The sequence below is a fragment of the Pedobacter sp. 22226 genome (assembly GCF_052045455.1).
GTDB lineage: Bacteria > Bacteroidota > Bacteroidia > Sphingobacteriales > Sphingobacteriaceae > Pedobacter > Pedobacter jeongneungensis.
In genome coordinates this window covers 321,463-342,868 of sequence record NZ_JBQEPB010000003.1, presented here as the reverse complement: position 1 = coordinate 342,868, position 21,406 = coordinate 321,463, and the positions used below count along the sequence as shown (strand labels likewise).

Below are 21,406 nucleotides of genomic sequence, written 5' to 3'. Positions count from 1 at the left end.
GATAAAGACAAATGAACGACAATCCAAATACCGAAAAACAGGGAAAAAGAATACCGAACATCCCGAAAAAACCACAAAAAGGATCAAAATTTAATATTTTCTGGGTTTATGCCGCCATCATCATCGCGATTATTGCTGCGCAGTTTTTATTTACCGGAGATAGTGGTAAAGAAGTAAAATATGATACTTTCGAAAGTAAAATGCTGTTAACAGGAGATGTTGACAGGATTGTTGCTTACCAAACGGAAGATTTAGTAAAAGCTGAGGTTTACATTAAAAAAGACAGTTTAAACAAACCTCAGTACAAAGCATTTAAAAGCACCAGTTCTTTTAATGTATCAAACGGACCAACTGTATTTTTTACTTATGGTGGTAAATTTGCTGATTTAAGGGCTGCGCTGGCCGAATCGCAAAAAGCATTGCCTGCAGGCAGAAAACCAATTTCGTTTCAATCAGAAAACAGAAGCAATCCATTGGCAAGCTGGTTTTTAAGCATCATCTTACCAGTACTGCTTTTAATCGGTTTCTGGATTTTTATGATGCGCAGAATGGGCGGTGGTGCCGGCGGTGGCGGTCAGATTTTCAGCATCGGAAAATCGAAAGCTACTTTATTTGATAAAGAAAGCCAGGTGAACATTACCTTTAACGATGTTGCCGGTTTAGAAGAAGCCAAAACAGAGGTAATGGAAATTGTAGATTTCCTTAAAAACCCTAAAAAATATACCGATCTGGGTGGTAAAATCCCGAAAGGTGCCTTATTGGTAGGTTCGCCGGGTACGGGTAAAACTTTATTGGCCAAAGCTGTTGCTGGTGAGGCGCAGGTTCCTTTCTTCTCTTTATCAGGATCTGATTTTGTGGAGATGTTTGTTGGGGTAGGTGCATCACGTGTACGCGATCTGTTTAAACAAGCCAAAGATAAATCACCTTGTATCATCTTTATTGATGAGATTGATGCCATTGGCCGTGCCCGTGGTAAAAACGGTGTAATGGGCGGAAACGATGAACGCGAAAACACCTTAAACCAACTTTTGGTTGAAATGGATGGTTTCGGAACCAATACACACGTTATTATTTTAGCGGCAACCAACCGTGCTGATGTTTTAGATAAAGCATTATTGAGGGCAGGAAGGTTCGACAGACAGATTTATGTTGATTTACCGGATGTTATTGAGCGTAAACAGATTTTTGAAGTACACATTACCCCACTAAAAAAATCAGAGGAGTTAGATACCGAATTTTTAGCAAAACAAACTCCTGGTTTCTCCGGGGCAGATATTGCAAACGTTTGTAACGAGGCCGCTTTAATTGCAGCCCGTAAAAATAAATCAGCAGTTGATAAACAGGATTTCCTTGATGCGGTTGACCGTATTGTTGGTGGTTTAGAAAAGAAAAACAAAATCATCACTCCAAGTGAAAAACGTGCTATTGCTATCCATGAAGCTGGTCACGCTACTGTAAGCTGGTTATTGGAACACGCAGCGCCATTGGTTAAAGTTACCATCGTACCACGCGGACAAAGTTTAGGTGCAGCCTGGTATTTACCAGAAGAACGTTTAATTGTTCGTCCACACCAAATGCTTGATGAAATGTGTGCAACCATGGGTGGCAGAGCTGCTGAAAAAGTAATGTTCGATACCATTTCTACCGGTGCATTAAGCGATTTGGAAAAAGTGAACAAACAGGCCAGAGCCATGGTAACCATTTATGGCTTGAACGATAAATTAGGAAACATTACTTATTATGATTCATCTGGTCAGAACGAGTATAATTTCTCTAAACCATATTCAGAAGATACTGCTTTAACCATTGATAAAGAGATTTCAGCATTAATTGAAGGTCAGTACCAGAGAGCAATCAATTTATTGGAAGAAAATAAAGATAAACTGATTCAGCTGGCTGATATCTTAATCGAAAAAGAAGTTTTATTTAAAGACGATTTAGAAGAGATTTTCGGAAAACGTTTATTCGAAAATCAAGGCGAAAGCGGAACGCCGGGACATATTACTCCGGTTGAGGCTTAAATAAATAATTTCTATTAATTACATTTGCTACCCTGGTTAATCATTAGGGTAGCTTTTTTTTATATGAAGGATAATACGACAGCGAAAGAACAAATACTAAAAAAGATAAGAAAAGCCCTCTTGGAAAAGCGCGAAAATCCTTATCCTAATTTAGAGGAGAGCGCTTTGTATAAAAAAAATACAGAGGAGCTGGAAGTACTATTTGCCGAGCAGCTTACTGCCATATCGGGTAATTTTATTTTCTGTGAAGATGGGATCGACTTTTTTGAAAATATGCTCCAGCTGGCCGATAAATATAAATGGCGTAAAATATACTGCTGGGAACCTGAACTGCAACAGTTTTTAAGCAAATACGAATTTCCGTTTTACCAAACCGATAAAGATTTTGAGCAGGCAGAAGTAGGCATTACCCTTTGCGAAGCACTGATTGCCCGCAACGGAAGTGTAATGGTGAGCAACAGCGGTGCTGCAGGCCGGAGGCTGAGCATTTTTCCACACCACCACATTGTAATTGCAAAAACAAGCCAATTGGTTCTGGATCTTAAAGATGGTTTTCAACTGTTAAAAAATAAATACGGCAACCAGATCCCCTCTATGATCAGCAACATTACCGGACCGAGCAGAACTGCCGATATTGAAAAAACATTGGTTTTAGGAGCACATGGCCCCAAGGAACTATTTGTGTTTTTGATTGACGATTTTAGTTAAACGTTTTTCACTGAAAATTAAGCATCATACTGCTCCACTCCGTAAATTACCCAAAAATATTTTTAGCTTTAAATGGTAAAAATACACCATATAAAATGTGTAGTATGGAAACTAAATCTGACCAGAACAGAAATGTTATTAAAGCCGCTTTTGGAAAATAAACTTTGCTAAAAACAAATATATTTTCGATTATCGAATATAATTGATATTTTTATACTACATACCGTTTTAGTATGCGGTATTATAATTATGAGCAAAGTGATAAATACGGTAATTGCCGGTACTGGAAGTTATATTCCACAGAATGTTATTTCTGGTAACGAATTCTTAAATTCGACGTTTTTTGAGAACGGAACCCGTTTAGACAAAGAGAACGCGGAGATTATTCATAAATTCTCTGAAATTACTGAAATTGTAGAAAGGCGTTATGCATGCCCTGAACAATTAAGTAATCATATCGGCGCAAAAGCTGCAGAAAAGGCCATAGAAAATGCTGGTATAGATAAAGAAACTTTAGACTATATTATCTTTTGCCATAATTTTGGAGATATTCCTTTAAACAGTAACCGCAGCGATATCTTACCCTCGCTGGCATCAAAGGTAAAACAGCAGCTGGGAATTCATAACCCTGATTGTGTAGCTTACGATCTTATTTTTGGTTGTCCGGGATGGGTTCAGGGGGCAATACAGGCTGATTATTACATTAAAAGCGGCGATGCCAAACGTGTGATGGTTATTGGTGCAGAAACCCTGAGCCGAATTATCGATCCGCACGACCGCGACAGCATGATTTTCTCTGACGGTGCCGGAGCGGTGATTTTTGAAGCAGAAGAATCAACCGAAAAAAAAGGAATACTGGCCCATAAAACAGAAACACATGCTGTAAACTATGGCAACCTGCTAACCATGGGCAAGGGATCACATCCTGATGAGACCAGCGGTAATTTCTATCTGAAAATGAATGGACGTAAGCTATATGAATTTGCGGTTGTTCAGGTACCACAGGTGATTAAAAAAGCCATTGATAAAGCAGGCTTGAGCGTAGAAGACATCAATATTGTGTTTGTGCATCAGGCCAATGGTAAAATGGATACCGCTATCATGAAGCGTTTATTTAAACTTTACGATAAAGATACAGTACCTGAGAATTTGGTACCCATGACGATTTCGTGGTTGGGGAACAGTTCGGTTGCTACCGTACCAACCTTACTTGATCTGGTACTAAAAGGAGAAGTTAAAGGCTATAAAGTTAAAGCAGGTGATGTGGCTGTTTTTGCCTCGGTAGGGGCGGGCATGCATATTAATGCTTTTGTACACCGTTTTTAATTCGCCAATCTTCTTAATCCGGCTTTGGCCTGGCTTTCGATACTGCTTTCAAACTCATGGTTTTTCATGGCAATAGCAGTATTGAAAGCCTCTTTAGCTTTTGCATCATTCTTCTTTCTCTCGTAAAGTTTGCCCATTTGCAAAGCTGCATTGGCCGCAAAGTAATACTTCAGGTTTTTACCTTCATCAATCGTTTCCTGATAAGCGGCCAGGGCTTGCTCATCTTTGCCTAAATCATCGTACACCCTTCCCAAACGGTAATTAAACTCCGTTTTATCTTTATCATTGGTATAATCTGTGGCTTTTTTATCATCCAACAGCTGCAATGCCCTGTTTAAATAACCTCCATCAAACAAAAGCCTGGCTTTTAAAAGATCAACTGTGGGTGTTCCGGCAGCGGCTTCGCCTTTAGCCTGTTTATCTTTTTCCATATAGGTATAACCGTTTTTAATTGCTTTGGCGGCAAATGCAGTATAACCGGCCTTATCTCCTTTCAGCAGCGAGATCCACCCTAAATGGAGGTAAGCGTCCTTAACAAAGTTTACGCCTTTTGTAGCCTGTAAAAAGCGGTTAAAACAGGTAGCAGCGTTAAGATCTAGTTTGTTTAAGTGTGCAATCCCTTCAAGGTAATCCAAATAAGGAAAGGGCTGATAAACGCCACCTTCAGGCCGTTTGGCTAAAATGGCTATGGCCTCATCGCTATGCGAATTTTTAATGCATACATAACTTTGCAGATAACTTTTAAGCAAACTGGTATCGGCAATTCTTTCGGTATATTTCATGGTTTTTGCGTAAGCCTGCGGACTGTGTGCCACATCTGTTAATACATAGGCGTAATAAAATACCACTTCTTCATAAAACGGCTCATATGTTGATTTTGGCAGGTTATTGGCCAGCTTTTCGAACATATTTAATCCGCTTTGCAGGTTTCCTTTTATGCCAAAGGTAGAAAGTGCCGTTTTTAAAGCACCATCGGGTAAATTGCCCAAAACGGCATTAATCAGGCCTAAACCTTTTAAATTAAGGTGAAAATTCGGGAATTTTTTATTGTTCTCCTGTAAAAGGCTGTTCGCTCTCTTAACTTCCATGGCGGCGTTAAAATATTCGCCAAAACGGCCTCTGATCAGTGCCCATTGTAAATTGATCTCTGCCTGTGCATACAGGTAATAAGGCGAGTTTTTATCGTCATCGCTGATCTGATCCAGCCGGGATGATTTATTACCTTTTAAACGGTCGAAATCGGCTTTGCTCTCTGAAGTAAGTACTGTAAAGTAATCAACATAATTTTCGAGAAGCGGAATAATCGAATTATTTGGATGCTGTTTCTTTTCGGTCGAAATATATGCCCTGGCATTACCCAGTTTCAGTTCGAAAATGCTTTTGTAGGCGTTTAAGCAATTGTTGTTAAAATCGAAGTTTGCAAGTGAAAAAAGAGGAGAGAGGAGCAGGGCAGAGGTTACAAAAAAACGGAAGCTTTTATTCATTCGGGATTCTATTTCGGTTTGGTTCTGTGCTGCTGCAACAGCTTCACATGTTAACAAATATCTACATTAAACGCTAAAATCTTATTCTTGTTTTGTGTGAGCAAAAAACAGGCCTAAACAAAAAACGTCCCGATTAGGATCGGGACGTTTAAATTATTTTAATATTCTTGATTAACCTTCGGCTACCTCGTGGGTTAAAGCTTCATCAACCAAAATACGGCCGCAGTGCTCGCAAACGATAATTTTTTTACGCTGACGGATATCTAACTGGCGTTGAGGCGGAATCTGGTTGAAACAACCTGAACAAGAATCACGGTCGATGGTTACTACAGCCAAACCGTTAATTGCATTTTTGCGTAAACGTTTGTAAGCAACCAATAAACGTTCCTCAATCTGAGGCTCAGCTTTATCGGCTTTCTTTTGTAAATCCTGCTCTTCTTTTTCAGTTTCTGCAGTAATTACATCCAATTCGCCTTTTTTAACTTCTAAATCTTTCTTTCTGCCATCCAGTTCAGCTTTTGCAGCTTCATAGATTTCAGTTTTAGAGTTGATTTCGAAACCATGTTCCTTGATTTTTTTCTCAGAAACCTGGATATCTAAACCTTGAATCTCAATTTCTTTAGTTAAAGCATCGTATTCACGGTTATTTTTAACTTCTTTTAATTGAGTATCGTATCTTTTGATGGCCGCTTGCGCATCTTTAATTGTATTTTTACGGGTTACGATCGAATCCTCAAGATCATCTAGTTCGCCTTTGATTTTTGCAATTCTAGTTTCTAATCCTAAAACGTCATCCTCAAGATCGGCAACTTCCATTGGTAATTCACCACGTACCTGGCGGATCTTATCAATTTTTGTGTGGATATTTTGTAATTCGTATAAAGCCTTTAGCTTTTGTTCTACGGTTTGTTCCATTAAAACAAGTAATTTATGGGGTTTGTATTTTGCTCCGTTAAACGGATTGCAAAGTTAGTAAATTTTTTCTGAATAATTTCAAGCAATAAATTTGAAGTAAATTGTTCAGTTTCAAAGTGTCCGATGTCGGCGATGATCAGTTTTTCCTCTGCATCAAAAAACTCGTGATATTTAAAATCTGCAGTGATAAAGGCGTCTGCGCCAGCGGCAATGGCCTCTTTTAAAAGGAAACTACCCGAACCGCCACAAACCGCCACTTTTTTAATCCTTTTGCCAGTTACATCGGTATGCCTAACCACTTTAGCCTGCATCCTGTCTTTTACCAGGTGTAAAAAATCGTAGGCATCCATGTCGTATTCCAGCCAGCCCACCATTCCCGAACCAACCAGCTGGTGTTTATTTTCGATTTTATAAATATCATATGCCACTTCTTCGTAAGGGTGGTTTTCGAACAAGGCGACTAAAATTTTGCGCTCAGCCTGCGTTGGGTACACCATTTCTATCCTTACTTCAGCTTCGCGGTGGCGAATGCCTTTTTCGCCCACAAAAGGGTCAGCATCTTCATTTCCCTTAAAAGTGCCAATACCATCGGCATTAAAACTACACTCACTATAATTGCCAATATTTCCGGCACCGGCATAAAATAAAGCTGAGCGCAATTGCTCGGCCTGTGCCTGCGGACAGTAGGTAACCAGCTTTTTTAACAATCCGGCTTTTGGCGAAAGCACCTTGGTTCCGGTTAAGCCCAAACGTTCGCAAATCCTGGCATTTACACCGGTATGGATGCTGTCTAAATTGGTATGAATGGCATAAAGTGCAATATTATTTTTAATGGCTTTTAAAACCACCCGCTCTACGTAATTTTTACCGTTCAGCTTCTTAAGTCCTTTAAAAACAATGGGATGATGGGTAATAATCAGGTTGCAGCCTGTAGAAATGGCTTCATCTACAATTTTCTCCACGCAATCCAAAGCCACCAGAGCAGCACGGATTTCCATATTCGGATCGCCTACAATTAAGCCCGAATTATCATAGTCTTCCTGATAATTAAGCGGCGCAATGCTCTCTAAGTAATTGGTAATTTCAGCTAATTTCATTCGATAAATATAGAAATTTCATTGTTTTCTTTTTCTGTCATGCTGAGGTACGAAGCAGCCGCTACCGATGAAAGAGATGCTTCGTACCTCAGCTTGACAGTTTATTTAACAGAAAAATCCGCATCTAATTGATTTAGATCCGGACTTAACTATTAAGATTTAGTTAGGTTAGAATTTTCCGGGCTGTTGAAATCCGCCGCTCATTCTAACCATTTGCAGGCTTTCGAAAACCATTTTCTGGTTATGCTCAAAAGCAAGGGTTTTATGATTTACTACGTCGATTATCGATCCGATCAGGCATAAACCTGCTGTTAAAAGGTATAAAATACCCATGCCGATCTGGCCGATAATGAACCTTTGCAAACCCGGAACAGCAAACAGTCCGATTAAGCAAAAAATCAACATATCTGAGGGGTTTTTTCTTTTGCTGCTGTAAATCATTAAGAAATTACGCAATTGCTCTTCGGTTAAACCTGTTGTTGCTTGTTGTAAATATGAGTATTCCTCTGGTGTTATACCTGGTAACGACATTAGAGGTGATTGAAATATATCCATGGTTTCTATGTATTTGCTGGTGAAATTTTAAACTTTTTTTTATTTTTTATCAATGTATAAATTCTATAAACGATGATTAAAAGTGCCGGAAACCCAAACCAGTGTTCGGAAAAGCTTTCGGTAAACTCGCCATGTAAAATATGACTAATCGACCTGCCTATACCACATCCCGGACACCAATCCTTAAAACCCAAATTGGCTAAAGGACAAAGCGTAAAATGATGCTCGTGGCCATTCGCTGTTGCCAGTAATACTAAAGCTGTTAACCAGAAAAAAAGTTCTAGCGGAAAGCTTTTAATGTACTTCATTGTTTCACTTTTTATACAATTTAGAGGCTATAGAACTACCTTTGTTACACCGATTTGCCCTTAATCGACGAAAGGGGGATATATTTCGACCAAATAAGCGATCGCATCTAAGAATAAGTTTTCATCTCTTCCGGTATCTGAAGCTCAAATCGTAACCCAGCCAAAAATAGTTAAAAAAACCTTTACACAAATTGCGGGTTAATATTAAAAGATAAGCTTATTTTTGTGCCTTGAACATCCGCGATTTAATAAACAGATACAAAACCGACGATAGGGTAACACAATTTACCAAAGCGTTGAACGCTACCAAAAACCCAAAGATACAATTAAAGGGATTGGTGGGCTCGGCCGATGCTATTGTTGCACTTTCTTCTTACTTCTTATTACACAAACCCATATTATTCGTTCTACCTGACAGGGAAGAAGCTGCTTATTTCCAGTCTGACCTGGAAAGCGTACTGGATAAACAGGTTTTGTTGTTTCCTTCATCCTACCGTAAATCTTTCGATTTTACACAGGTAGATACGGCCAATGTACTGGCCCGCGCTGAAGTACTGAACGAACTGAACCATGACTCTGAATATGGAAAAATTGTGGTTTCTTATCCGGAAGCCATCGCCGAAAAGGTAATTGACCGCTCTGCTCTGGAAAAAAATACGCTGGAAATTAGTCTGGGTGCTAAACTGGGAATCGATTTTATCAATGAATTTTTAATCGATTACGATTTCGACCGCAGGGATTTTGTTTACGAGCCGGGGCAGTTTTCTATCCGTGGTGGTATTGTAGATATATTTTCATTCTCTTCTGATTTGCCTTACCGTATCGAGTTTTTTGGCGATGAGGTAGAAAGCATCAGAAGTTTTGAAATTGAGAGTCAGCTTTCAGTTGCCGATGTTAAATCGCTCACCATTGTACCAAATGTACAAGCCAAGTTTTTAACGGAAAGTAATATCAGTATTCTTGATTATATTGATCAGGATACCCAACTCTGGTTTAAAGATGTAGAATTTACTTTAGACATTGTTAAAGCAGGATATAAGAAAGCGGTTGAGCTATGGAAAGCATTGCCCGCAGCAGATAAAGCTCAAAATCCGGAGTGGATTGACCCTAAGTTTGCTTTTAGCGACGAGAAGTTACTGGGCGATCATCTTCAGGATTTCCCATTGGTTGAATTTGGTAAACAGTTTTTTTATAAAACTGATAACCGGTTTGAATTCGAAACCAAGCCACAGCCATCTTTCAATAAAGATTTTAACCTCTTAATTCATAATCTGAAGGAGAATGAAAAAGCAGGGATTGTTAACTTTATTTTTACCGATTCGCCAAAACAGATCGAGCGTTTGTACGCCATTTTAGAAGATATCGACAAAACGGCCAAATTTACGCCAATCAACAGCATGCTGCGCGAGGGTTTTGTTGATCCGCAGATCCAGACGGCATTTTATACCGATCACCAGGTTTTCGACCGTTATTATAAATACAAGCTTAAAAAAGGCTATCAGAAAAGTCAGGCCATTACCCTGAAAGATTTAAGAGAGCTAAAATCAGGCGATTATGTTACCCACATTGATCACGGCATTGGTAAATACGCCGGGCTCGAAAAGGTGGAGGTAAACGGCAAAACCCAGGAAATGATCCGTTTAATTTACGCAGATAACGACCTGCTTTATGTAAACATCAACTCGCTAAACCGCATTGCAAAATACAGCGGAAAGGAAAGTGGCGTACCTAAAATGAATAAATTGGGTACAGACGCATGGGACAAGCTAAAAAAAACTACTAAAAAAAAAGTTAAAGATATCGCCAGGGATCTGATCAAGCTTTATGCCTTGCGCAAAACCCAGGCCGGAACGGCATTTTCTCCGGATAGCTACTTACAAACAGAATTAGAGGCTTCTTTTATCTATGAAGATACTCCTGATCAGTTAAAAGCTACGCAGGATGTGAAAAAAGATATGGAATCGCCACATCCAATGGATCGTTTGGTTTGCGGAGATGTAGGCTTTGGAAAAACCGAGATCGCTGTTCGTGCGGCATTTAAAGCAGTTGCAGAGGGCAAGCAGGCAGCTGTTCTGGTGCCTACCACCATTTTGGCCTTACAACATTTTAAAACCTTTTCGTCTCGTTTAAAAGATTTTCCGGTTACGGTAGATTATATCAACCGTTTTAAAACCAATAAACAGATTAAAGATACACTTGCGGAGGCAGCTGCAGGTAAAGTTGATATTTTAATCGGAACACATCGTTTACTCAGCAAGGACGTTAAGTTTAAAGACCTCGGCATCATGATTATTGATGAGGAACAGAAATTTGGCGTTACGGCGAAGGAACGTTTAAAAGCCGTCCGTGTAAATGTTGATACCTTAACACTTACTGCAACCCCAATACCGAGAACACTGCACTTCTCTTTAATGGGGGCAAGGGATTTATCGATCATCAGTACCCCACCACCAAACCGCCAGCCGGTAAGTACAGAATTGCATGTTTTTAACGATAAATTGATTCAGGAAGCCGTTCAGTTCGAATTAGACCGGGGCGGACAGGTATTTTTTATCCATAACCGCGTAAACGACCTGATGCAGCTGGGCGGGATGATCCAAAAACTGGTTCCAAAGGCAAGAATTGGTATTGCGCACGGGCAGTTAGATGGCGACCAGCTGGAAGATGTGATGCTCGATTTCATCAACGGTGAAAAAGATGTTTTGGTGGCTACTACGATTATTGAAGCCGGTTTAGACATTCCAAATGCCAATACCATCATCATCAACCATGCGCATATGTTTGGTTTGAGCGATCTGCACCAGATGCGGGGCAGGGTAGGCCGGAGCAACAAAAAAGCATTTTGTTATTTGCTTTCGCCGCCTTTATCTACCTTAACTTCCGAAGCGCGTAAACGTTTAAGCGCCATTGAAGAGTTTTCTGATCTTGGCAGTGGCTTTAACGTAGCCATGCGCGATCTGGATATCCGTGGAAGCGGAAACCTATTAGGCGCCGAGCAAAGTGGTTTCATTGCCGAAATCGGTTTTGAGATGTACCATAAAATATTGGATGAAGCCATACAGGAGCTAAAAGAAGCTGAATTTAAAGGCCTTTTCGAAAATGAACCTGCGCGTCCGTTTGTTGGCTTTACACAGGTAGATACCGATCTTGAACTGTATATTCCTGATGCTTATATCACTAATATTACCGAACGGTACAATTTATACACGGAGCTATCAAAACTCGATAACGAAGGCGAACTGGCCATTTTTGAAAAACACCTGGCCGATCGTTTCGGACCGGTTCCGCCGCAGGTAAAAACCATGCTCAGCGTGGTGCGTTTGCAATGGTTGGGCAAAAAATTGGGCTTTGAGAAAATTAGTTTCAAGAAAAATAGTTTGCGAGGATATTTTTTAAGTGATAAGCAATCTGCCTATTTCGATTCGAATACATTCACCAAAATTTTAACTTTTGCGCAGAACCATCCAAGGATGTGCAACTTGAAAGAGGTAAAAAATACACTTAGAATTGCTTTCGACAATGTTAGTACTGTTGAAGAAGCAATCCAGACCTTAGAGCTTATTGATTAAAAATGTTAGATCCAACCCTGTTGCTCGATTTAGTGAAAATGCAAATGCCTTATGGAAAGTATAAAGGTTACCTGATCTGCAATATTCCTGAAAGTTATTTGCTGTGGTATAAAGACAAGGGTTTCCCAAAAGGTAAACTGGGCGATTTAATGGCCACGATGTTCGAAATACGGGTTAATGGATTGGAGTATTTGTTAACACCGCTGAAAAATCAGCGGTGATGCATTATCAAAGGAGTAGAACCTTTAAGATAGCGTCATTTCGAACGGAGTGCAACGAAGCCGAGAACCACGTAAGTGCTCAGCGAAGCTAAATCTATCTAGACAGATCTCTCTCCCGAATATTCGGGACGTTTCGGTGAGATAACGGTATTATTATAATCCTCGGGGAACAAATCTATATCTCACAGCCATTCTCATCACAAACCGCATCATCATTTTTATTTAATGAAGTAAGTGTGGTTTTAGGTTGGGCGGATTTCCATTCGGTAAAACTTTGGGTAAGCGCATCAGTAAAAGCCTGAACAGGCTGAGCACCAGAAACACCATATTTACGATCCATTACGAAATAAGGAACCCCTCTAATACCTAAATTCTGGCTTTCATAAATATCATAACGAACAGCTTCTGCAAATTCATCGCCCATTAAAACCGCTTCGGCTTCATCCTTATCCAAGCCAATTTCTACGGCAAGATCTACCAAAACATCGGTTTTGCCAATGTTTTTGCTGTTTACAAAATGAGCTTCAAACAATTTTTCTTCAGCTAAATCCTGAAGATTATGTTTTGCTGCCAAATGGATTAAACGATGCGCATTAAAAGTATTTGCAGGGATATTGGTATCAAAATCCAAAGTTAAACCGGCATTGGCAGCCATATCAACCACTTGTTTAGTCATTTGTTTAGCTTGCTCTATTGGCAATCCTTTACTTCTCGAAAGGTAATCATAAACCGTTTCGTTAGTGGTATTATGATACTCAGGATTGAGCTGAAAACTCTTCCAGTCGATTTCGATTTCGTTTTTGAAGGGCAATTTATCAATGGCCTGTTCAAAATGTCTTTTCCCGATATAGCAAAACGGACACATTACGTCCGACCAGATTTCTACTTTCATAACACAAAATTAAGGTGATTATAATTGGCTATGGTAAGAGCAAAGTAAAAAGCCGCTATCGTTCAGGATAGCGGCTCTCATTTACAAATACTTTATTACTTGTATAACTGATTAAATATCAGTTTAAAAGTACCATGAGTTTGCGCCCTGAAAGCTATTTCCGGTCCGAAAGCAAGCAACTTGCCTTTTCCAACCTTTGCTTCAAAGGCCGTTACCCCATCCTGCAGGTATGCCTGTCCCCAGGCCCAGCCGCTGCGCAATGGTGTTGCATTTTCAAACCACATTAAAGGTTTAATCTTGCCTGAAGCAATGGCATCTCCGGTCAGTTTAAAAACCGGGCTGTTGTCAAAATAAACATCGGCTTCTTTTTCCATTCCCCAGTTTGTTGGTAAAGCGGTATCTACACCTACATTTAACACACTTCCGGGAACGTAATATTTTTCGGCAGGCAATCTTTTTTCTTCACCGTTTATAATTTCAACCATTGCATTTCTTACCGGAAGATTTAAGTGATAAGCCAGGTTGGTACTGCTGCCTATGGTTACAATATTTCCCCCGGCTTCTAAAAATTTCTTTAATTCAGGGATCGATTTATCAGCGCTAATTCTTCCTAAACGGTTTCTGAATTCCTGGGGAATTTCGTCTGCCTTTGGCCCGAAAGAACGGTTTCCTCCACCTGCACCCTGCACCGATGGTATGGCGCCTCCCACAAAAACAATTACATCGTATTTAGATTTTAAATTTCCGGCATCAATATCCTGCGGATAAATTACTGTGGCATTGTAGTGGTACTGCTCCATTAAAAACCTAACCCAACCCGACGCCATCGAGCCTCCATAAGTATCCCAAAGGGCAATTCTGGCTGTAGATACCTTGATTTTATTTTTCGGAGCCGACGCCGTTTTTAATTTGATATTTGCTTTTTCCAATACTGATTTTCCTGCTGAAGAAACATAAAAATCGCCATTTTCGGAAGAACGATAGACCTCAACTTTGTTTTTCAATAAATCATTAATTGCGGTGTAAGAATCATTTTGTGCAGCGCTTAACACATAACCCGATCCATTTGGTAATTTATTTTCTGGTTTTAATAATTCTCCGTAAGGATTTTTCTCAAACGGACCTGAAAAATCGTCCAGAATGCGGTCAAATTTCACATCCATCAGGTATGCCAAAGTCCAGCCGGCGGCATCATAAGGCGGAATGGGTGCACCACCTTCGTATTTAAAATCATTTGGATGGTCTTGTGGTTCGAACATATCCAAAACATGCGGACGGAAAGCCTGATCGGTTTTTACCACATAACTTCCGGCCGGATAATTTTTACCCGCAACTGTAAATGAAGCTGTTGCTTTTTGAACCACAATTCCTGTTCTGATCAATGCATTTAAAAATTTAATGGCAGAATTAAAATCGGGCTGATCGGCACTTAAAATATAGCCGCGTGGATCCCGGTTTGCAGGCGCTTTCATCACCGTATCAAAAGCTTTCATGCTGATTTGCCTTCTTGGTCCAAAATCAGCATCACCACCAGCAACCGGAGCACCTTTTTCACCCTTAGCTGCATTGTTAATGGCTTCAATTTTCTTTGGAGAGAAAGACCAGGTATCTTTTTTACCTCGTTCAATCGAATTCCGGCCCATCTGGTAAATATTAAACAGCAACTCATCACGGTAACGCTGTGCATAACCTAAAACTGCGTAGTTTAAAGAAACTGAATAATCGATCGAGTTTTTAAAATACCATTTTCTGGGCGTAATCGGGTTTGGCGAATCGCCACTTGGCAATAAACGGGATGGAACCAATGGAATTTCAGATGGGGTAGGATTCCCGATAATTTCGGTCAACAGCCCAACCATATTGTGGAAATAGGTGGTAGTTCTCAGGCCTCCATTGTACCAGGTAGAATAAACCGACCCGCCACGCTGGGTATAACCTGGTTTGTTTTCTACGTTCATCCGGTTGTGCATGGCCGCACCTACAGCATCCAGGCTGGTTAATATTGTTGGGTCGAAAACATAATTAAATGGATCTCGGTAAGGCGGACCAGCCACAACCGTTCCGGCCGGACCAGCCTGATGGTGGTTGTACATGATCTGCGGAATCCATTCTACAAAAAGCTGACGGCCGATGTTTTGCGTTTCTTTGAGGTTTAGCATAAAGAAATCGCGGTTATTATCATGCCCGGCATATTTCTCATACAAAACAGGCAGTCCGGAAGTGGTTCTTTTCTTCGGATCTTTATCCCTCATGTACCAATTGCTTACCAATTCCTGCCCATCAGGGTTTGCGTGAGTAAACAAGATGATCACATTGTCTAAAATGCGCATGGTTTCGGCATCTTTTCTCGAAGCAAATTCATATACGGTTTCGATCAGTTGATGCGCGCCAACCACCTCATTTGCATGCAGGCCGCCATCAATCCACACTACTGCTTTACCTTCCTGAGCCAAAGCCTTGGCCTGCTCAGGGGTAATTTCGGCGTGTGCCAGCTGTTGCGAAATTTCTTTATAACGGTCTAATTTCTTCAGGTTTTCTGGTGAAGAAACAATCAGCATATATTGGCTTCTGCCTTCTTCGGTTTTACCGATATCAACCAGTTTAACACGATTAGAGCTTGTAGCAAGTTTTTTAAAATAGGCTTCTGTTTGGGTGTAATTGGCCAGTTGATAATCGTCGCCGATATCAAAACCGAAATGAGATTTTGGCGTGGGTACCTCCTGCGCCGGCACTGCATCACTATTTACCATTAAAAAAGCAATGCAGAGCCCTTTAAAGTAGTTTTTTATCATAATAAGGAGTTTAGTTGGTAATCAAATATAATAGAGAATCTGATCCAAAAACAGCTTGCTGTAAATTTGTTACAAGTGATTCCATAAACATTATTAACCACAGATAAAAAAGATGTACATAGATATAGGTGTTTATGCCAGTTCATCTAATTTATTATGTAACGCGTCGTTGAAATATTTTAAGGCACTATGCTGGCTTACTTTGAAAAAACGAACAGGTTATACCGAAGAACGTCGTCAATCCCAAGAGCGGGAAATCAAAAAACAGATGCAGGACAGAACCCATTAGCACAACCAAACCTTAACGCAGTGGTTTTGTGTTCAGATCTGCAAAAACATTCAATTAGCATCCAACTAACAAAACAAAGTGCCGTTGTTTTTTTGATGAGGGAGAAGTCGTGTGGAGGCTCTTTGTTGGATTGACGAAGCGCTTTGAGTACTTTGGCGATCTAAAGTACCATGCCTCCGCGGCATAGAGCGGAAAAATATTTACTATAATACGTCCACATGATCTCTAACTAAGGAGCATTTGTATAAAGGCGGTAAAATCAATGCTTACAAAAATACCTTAATCTTTAAATCCTAATCCATACATTTGCGTTGATGTAAGTTCTTAACTTTATTTTTCATCAACCGATACAGGTTCCCGGAATTACACCCGGGATTAATAGGGAATCGTGTGCAAATCACGAGCTGTCGCGCAACTGTAAATTCTGTCTTTTACTAAAAAGACAACGGTCTTATCATTCATGCCACTGTGCCGTTCGGTATGGGAAGGCGATAAGATCGGGAATAAGTCAGGAGACCTGCCTATATTGAATTGACGGTACTTTCGCGTTATAAAGTAATTGGTCAGGTCTGATTGTACACGATAAAATTAAAATTTTATAGGCTTGCTTTAAGCTTTTGGCTGATGAGTAGGCAGGCTGTGCCATAACCTTTCCTTTTAATTTTTAACATCTAGTATTACAAAATATTGCTTGAGGGCTTTTAAACGATTTATTTACTTAATCTTTAAAAGAGATGCTAACGCAAAATCTGGGCTATCCGCGAATAGGTAGTCAACGGGAATTAAAGAAAATCTGCGAAAATTACTGGGCAGATAAAACGGGGTACAAAAATGTACTTCAGGTGGGCAAAAACATTCGCCACGAAAACTGGAAACTTCAAAAAGAAGCCGGCATTGATGTAATTCCATCAAACGATTTTTCTTTTTACGATCATGTACTCGATCATTCCTTAACTTTTGGGGCCATCCCGAAAAGGTATAACGAAGTGATCCTGAAAAAAGGGAACGAAGAGCTTGATCTCTATTTCGCCATGGCAAGGGGTTACCAAAAAGAAGGATTGGATGTGGTGGCAATGGAAATGACCAAATGGTTTGATACCAATTACCATTATATTGTGCCGGAGTTTTATAAAGACCAGCCTTTTAAACTTTTCTCAACCAAAATTATCGATGAATTTTACGAGGCTAAACAATTGGGCATTACCACCAAACCTGTTCTAATTGGTCCGGTTTCCTATCTTTTATTGGGTAAGGAAAAAGAAGCTGGCTTTGAAAAGATAGACCTGATTAAAAATCTGCTTCCGGTTTATATCGAGATTTTATCACGTTTAAATGCGCTGGATGTAGAATACGTTCAATTTGATGAGCCGTTTTTGACTTTAGATTTAACCGAAAAAGATAAAAAAGCTTACGAGCATGTTTATAAAGAAATCAGAAAAGCTTTCCCGAGGTTAAAGATTGTTTTAGCGACTTATTTCGAAGGTTTGGGCAATAATTTAGCTTTAACAACGTCATTGCCTGTAGATGTTTTACATATCGACCTGGTACGTGCAGAAGATCAGTTAAATGATGTTTTAGCTTCGTTAAAAGAGGACACCATCCTTTCATTAGGTCTGGTAGACGGAAGAAACATCTGGAAAAATGATTTTGAAAAATCCCTTTCTATCATCAATCAGGCAGTAGAAAAAAGAGGCTTGGCTAAAGTATGGATTGCACCATCTTGTTCATTAATCCACTCACCGGTTGATTTAGACAACGAAACCAACGAGAAAAACCTGTCGGCAGAAATTAAACAGTGGCTGGCTTATGCAAAGCAAAAAATTGCCGAGGTAGCTACCTTAAAAAAACTGATCACCAACGAAAGCCCTGCATCTACCCTGCAAAAACTCGAAGAAAATAAAATTGCAATCAGTAACCGTAAAGTTTCTAAAATCATTCATAATCCTGCTGTAAAAGCGCGTGTTTCAGCACTAAAAGAGCAGGACGCTGAACGTTTAAGTCCGTTTTCGGCCAGAAAAATAAAACAACAGGAACTTAATTTGCCAAATTACGCTACAACCACTATCGGATCGTTTCCGCAAACGGCAGAAGTAAGAAGCTGGCGGGCAAAACTTAAAAACGGAAGTTTAACTGTTGAAGAATATGATAATTTAATTGCCCAGGAAACCGAAAAAGCGGTAAAATGGCAGGAAGAAATCGACCTTGATGTACTGGTACATGGAGAGTTTGAGCGTAACGACATGGTTGAGTATTTCGGTGAGCAACTGGATGGTTTCGCTTTTTCTAAAAATGGATGGGTACAAAGCTATGGCTCGCGATGTGTAAAACCACCTATCATTTTTGGTGATGTTTCGCGCCCTGAACCTATGACGGTGAAGTGGACGGCTTATGCGCAATCACTTACCTCAAAATACATGAAAGGCATGTTAACCGGCCCGGTTACCATTTTACAGTGGTCGTTTGTGCGTAATGATCAGCCACGTTCCGAAACCTGTACACAAATTGCATTGGCCATCCGTGATGAGGTTTGTGATCTGGAAAATGCCGGTATTAAAATTATCCAGATTGATGAACCGGCCATTAGAGAGGGTTTACCTTTGCGCAAGGCAGATTGGCAAAACTACCTGAACTGGGCAGTTAAAGCCTTTAAAATTTCGGCCAGTGGCGTGAAAGACGATACCCAGATCCATACGCACATGTGCTACTCCGAATTTAACGATATCATTCAGAATATTGCCGATATGGACGCAGATGTGATCACCATCGAAACTTCTCGTTCGCAGATGGAACTATTGGATGCTTTTGCCGATTTTAAATATCCAAACGAAATCGGTCCCGGTGTGTACGATATTCATTCGCCAAGGGTGCCAAAGCGGGAAGAAATGGTTCAGTTACTTAAAAAAGCAAAAGCCGTTATTCCTTCAGAACAACTTTGGGTAAACCCTGATTGTGGCTTAAAAACCCGCGGATGGGACGAAACCAAAAAAGCATTGATCGAAATGGTAGAAGCTGCAAAAGAGATGCGTAAAGCAGAAAACGTGCTATCAGCAGATCTTCAGGCAAATTAATTTGCCTCATTTTTGCTAAAAAAGCTAATCGTTTTCTTTCAAGCAAATCCTTACTTTGACAACTTTCTGATTAGAAAGTTGTCAAAGCTTTTTACTCCTCATATATTTACCCCATGACCTTAGAAGAAAGAATAGAAAACTCTAAAACCAGCATTTTTAAAGCCGTTTTCCCAAATACAACCAATCATTACGATACGCTTTTTGGTGGTACCGCCATGCATTTAATGGACGAGGTTGCCTTTATTACCGCAACCCGTTTTAGCCGTCAGATTATGGTAACGGTAAGCAGCGATCGGATCGATTTTAAAAAACCGATTCCCGCAGGAACTATTGTAGAACTGATTGGAAAGGTTAACCATGTTGGAAATACCAGTTTAAAGGTTAACGTAGAAATTTATATCGAGCAGATGTATGCCGAAGGAAGGGAGCTGGCCGTACATGGTGATTTTACTTTTGTGGCCATCGATGAGAACAAAAAACCGGTACAGGTAATCAAATAATTTTATAAGCTCTAAGCAAAACGAGGTAAAAATCATCAGGTTTAATTCTTTAAATTTGATTTATGAGCCATCAACATTCGGAAGAAGATTTAAAAAATATTGCCAAGCAGCTAAGCTGTCCTGAAGGCGAACACGGCATTAAAACAGGGGAGATGATGCATGCCAGTAATATTGGGATGACGACCTCGGCTATTGATGCATTGAATCTTCAAAACAATGATTTCGTTTTAGAAATTGGTCATGGTAATGGTATGCACATTGCCCGATTATTATCAAAAGCAGAAAAGCTGAGCTATTATGGAGCTGATATTTCAGAAACCATTATTGCAGAAGCTAAGAAAATCAATCAGGAGTTTATTGATAATGGAGTTGTTCAGTTCACTTTAACCGATGGCAATAAGTTACCGTTCGAAAATGGTCTGTTCAATAAAATTTTTACTGTAAATACCATTTATTTTTGGGAAAACCCCGGTGCATATCTCTCTGAAATTAAGCGGACTTTAAAGCCAAACGGTATTTTGTCCTTATGCTTTGCCGATAAAAGTTTTATGCAAAATCTTCCTTTTACACCGTACGGCTTTATCCTTTATGAAGTAGAAAAAGTAAAAGAATTATTGAAAAATGCTGACTTTACAATTAAAAATATCCTTAACAAAACCGAACAGGTAAAAAGCAAAACAGGGGAACAGATAGAGAGAGAATATCACATTGTTGTTGCCTCTGCCGAATAGATTTCATAAAAAGTATAGTCCTCGTTTGTAAAGAGGGTTAGTGAGAATAGTGATTGCATCGCTAACAGCACGACTGCACTATACATATTAACCTCATTTCTTTGTGGTTACTTAATACAAAATCAGATACAAATATGCATAAACCACTGGTGCAGCCAATAACAAGCCATCAAAACGATCCAGCAAACCGCCATGTCCAGGCAACAAACCACCACTATCTTTCGTATCCAGGCTCCGTTTAAGCATCGATTCTACCAGATCGCCTAGTGTACCAAAGCTTGCAATTAATACCGCCATGCCCGCCCAAACCCAGGCAGGACTTTCGGTAAATAAAAAAGATAAACCAAAAGCAACTAAAACACTTGTAAACATTCCACCAAAAAAGCCTTCCCAGCTTTTCTTTGGCGAATGGCGTTCAAACAGTTTGCTTTTACCATACTTTACACCAAAAAGATAGGCACCCGTATCATTTGCCCAAAGCATCAGCAAAAAAGCCAGCGGAAAATGAAAATTATATTCGTTCCAGTTTTTTAAAAATCCTAAAGCATGAAAAAAACAGAAAGGAATAGTTACATAAACAAAACCAACAAAGGTGTAAGAGATATTGGCAAATGGAATTTTGTTTTTCTTATACAGTTCCGTAATAAAAACCGAAAAAATCAAAGGAATACAAAGCAACAGGTATTTCACATCATACTTTAAGTAATGCAAACCTGCAGCCATCAAAAAAATTAAAGATCCCGCAACCAAACCAATATTTCGGTGTGGCCTGATCCCAGAATTTTTAATCAGTTTATAAAACTCAAATAAAGATAAAACACTTAAAATAAGATAGAATATGGAAAATGTATAACTCCCTAAAAAGATAGAGCCAAGCATTACTATGGTAAAAAAGAAAGCGGTTATTGCCCTGGTTTTCATGCTAAAAAT

16 protein-coding genes and 1 riboswitch are annotated in these 21,406 nt (G+C 39.7%); of the genes, 8 read left to right on the top strand and 8 right to left on the bottom strand.

Annotation, left to right across the window (positions count from 1 at the left end; translation table 11 throughout):
- Positions 1 to 11 precede the first annotated feature (11 nt).
- From ftsH to ACTJKC_RS08375, 3 genes are all read left to right on the top strand, one after another.
- Complete coding sequence (ftsH, locus tag ACTJKC_RS08385) at positions 12 to 2,021, top strand: ATP-dependent zinc metalloprotease FtsH (protein ID WP_344851374.1); 2,010 nt, start codon at positions 12 to 14, stop codon at positions 2,019 to 2,021.
- Positions 2,022 to 2,084: 63 nt separating this feature from the next.
- Positions 2,085 to 2,729: a LutC/YkgG family protein gene (locus ACTJKC_RS08380; RefSeq protein WP_440791046.1), complete on the top strand. Its 645-nt coding sequence runs from the start codon at positions 2,085 to 2,087 to the stop codon at positions 2,727 to 2,729.
- Positions 2,730 to 2,978: 249 nt separating this feature from the next.
- Positions 2,979 to 4,055 (top strand): 3-oxoacyl-ACP synthase III family protein, encoded by a 1,077-nt coding sequence (locus ACTJKC_RS08375; protein ID WP_344851372.1) that lies wholly within the window; start codon positions 2,979 to 2,981, stop codon positions 4,053 to 4,055.
- Here the strand turns inward: ACTJKC_RS08375 and ACTJKC_RS08370 are convergent.
- From ACTJKC_RS08370 to ACTJKC_RS08350, 5 genes are all read right to left on the bottom strand, one after another.
- Complete coding sequence (locus ACTJKC_RS08370; RefSeq protein WP_440791044.1) at positions 4,052 to 5,539, bottom strand: tetratricopeptide repeat protein; 1,488 nt, start codon at positions 5,537 to 5,539, stop codon at positions 4,052 to 4,054. The genes ACTJKC_RS08375 and ACTJKC_RS08370 overlap by 4 nt on opposite strands.
- A gap of 171 nt (positions 5,540 to 5,710) precedes the next feature.
- Positions 5,711 to 6,454, bottom strand: coding sequence for a zinc ribbon domain-containing protein (locus ACTJKC_RS08365; RefSeq protein WP_344851370.1), 744 nt, complete (start codon positions 6,452 to 6,454; stop codon positions 5,711 to 5,713).
- Positions 6,454 to 7,551 carry a Nif3-like dinuclear metal center hexameric protein gene (locus tag ACTJKC_RS08360; protein WP_440791041.1) on the bottom strand — a complete coding sequence of 366 codons (1,098 nt, stop codon included), beginning with the start codon at positions 7,549 to 7,551 and terminating at the stop codon, positions 6,454 to 6,456. Before ACTJKC_RS08360 ends, ACTJKC_RS08365 begins: the two co-directional genes overlap by 1 nt.
- A 168-nt stretch (positions 7,552 to 7,719) precedes the next feature.
- A complete protein-coding gene (locus tag ACTJKC_RS08355; RefSeq protein ID WP_029985343.1) occupies positions 7,720 to 8,106 on the bottom strand; it encodes a TM2 domain-containing protein in 387 nt (128 codons plus the stop codon).
- Positions 8,107 to 8,111: 5 nt separating this feature from the next.
- Positions 8,112 to 8,414: a DUF2752 domain-containing protein gene (locus tag ACTJKC_RS08350; protein WP_440791038.1), complete on the bottom strand. Its 303-nt coding sequence runs from the start codon at positions 8,412 to 8,414 to the stop codon at positions 8,112 to 8,114.
- A gap of 230 nt (positions 8,415 to 8,644) precedes the next feature.
- Between ACTJKC_RS08350 and mfd the strand changes: the two genes are divergently transcribed.
- Complete coding sequence (gene mfd, locus ACTJKC_RS08345) at positions 8,645 to 11,983, top strand: transcription-repair coupling factor (protein WP_440791036.1); 3,339 nt, start codon at positions 8,645 to 8,647, stop codon at positions 11,981 to 11,983.
- 2 nt (positions 11,984 to 11,985) lie between these two features.
- Entirely contained in the window at positions 11,986 to 12,204 is a 219-nt protein-coding gene (locus ACTJKC_RS08340) for a DUF3820 family protein (RefSeq protein WP_025141651.1), read from the top strand.
- Between the two features lie 175 nt (positions 12,205 to 12,379).
- On the opposite strand, the gene ACTJKC_RS08335 is transcribed toward ACTJKC_RS08340, so the two are convergent.
- Positions 12,380 to 13,096: a DsbA family oxidoreductase gene (locus ACTJKC_RS08335; protein ID WP_440791033.1), complete on the bottom strand. Its 717-nt coding sequence runs from the start codon at positions 13,094 to 13,096 to the stop codon at positions 12,380 to 12,382.
- Between the two features lie 95 nt (positions 13,097 to 13,191).
- The gene (locus ACTJKC_RS08330; protein ID WP_440791031.1) at positions 13,192 to 15,888 is read right to left on the bottom strand and encodes a M14 family metallopeptidase; all 2,697 of its coding nucleotides are present in this window, start codon (positions 15,886 to 15,888) and stop codon (positions 13,192 to 13,194) included.
- A 623-nt stretch (positions 15,889 to 16,511) separates the two neighbouring features.
- Positions 16,512 to 16,716, top strand: a riboswitch (cobalamin riboswitch).
- Positions 16,717 to 16,911: 195 nt separating this feature from the next.
- Here ACTJKC_RS08330 and metE point away from each other — a divergent pair.
- The 3 genes from metE to ACTJKC_RS08315 all read left to right on the top strand — a co-directional run bounded on the left by metE (position 16,912) and on the right by ACTJKC_RS08315 (position 20,476).
- On the top strand, positions 16,912 to 19,245 hold the full coding sequence (gene metE / locus ACTJKC_RS08325) for a 5-methyltetrahydropteroyltriglutamate--homocysteine S-methyltransferase (protein ID WP_440791029.1): 2,334 nt from the start codon (positions 16,912 to 16,914) through the stop codon (positions 19,243 to 19,245).
- A 113-nt stretch (positions 19,246 to 19,358) separates the two neighbouring features.
- Entirely contained in the window at positions 19,359 to 19,745 is a 387-nt protein-coding gene (locus ACTJKC_RS08320; RefSeq protein WP_025141655.1) for an acyl-CoA thioesterase, read from the top strand.
- Between the two features lie 62 nt (positions 19,746 to 19,807).
- Positions 19,808 to 20,476, top strand: a complete 669-nt coding sequence (locus tag ACTJKC_RS08315) for a class I SAM-dependent methyltransferase (protein ID WP_440791028.1) — start codon at positions 19,808 to 19,810, stop codon at positions 20,474 to 20,476.
- A 111-nt stretch (positions 20,477 to 20,587) separates the two neighbouring features.
- On the opposite strand, the gene ACTJKC_RS08310 is transcribed toward ACTJKC_RS08315, so the two are convergent.
- Positions 20,588 to 21,397, bottom strand: coding sequence for a phosphatidate cytidylyltransferase (locus tag ACTJKC_RS08310; RefSeq protein WP_344851362.1), 810 nt, complete (start codon positions 21,395 to 21,397; stop codon positions 20,588 to 20,590).
- Positions 21,398 to 21,406 lie beyond the last annotated feature (9 nt).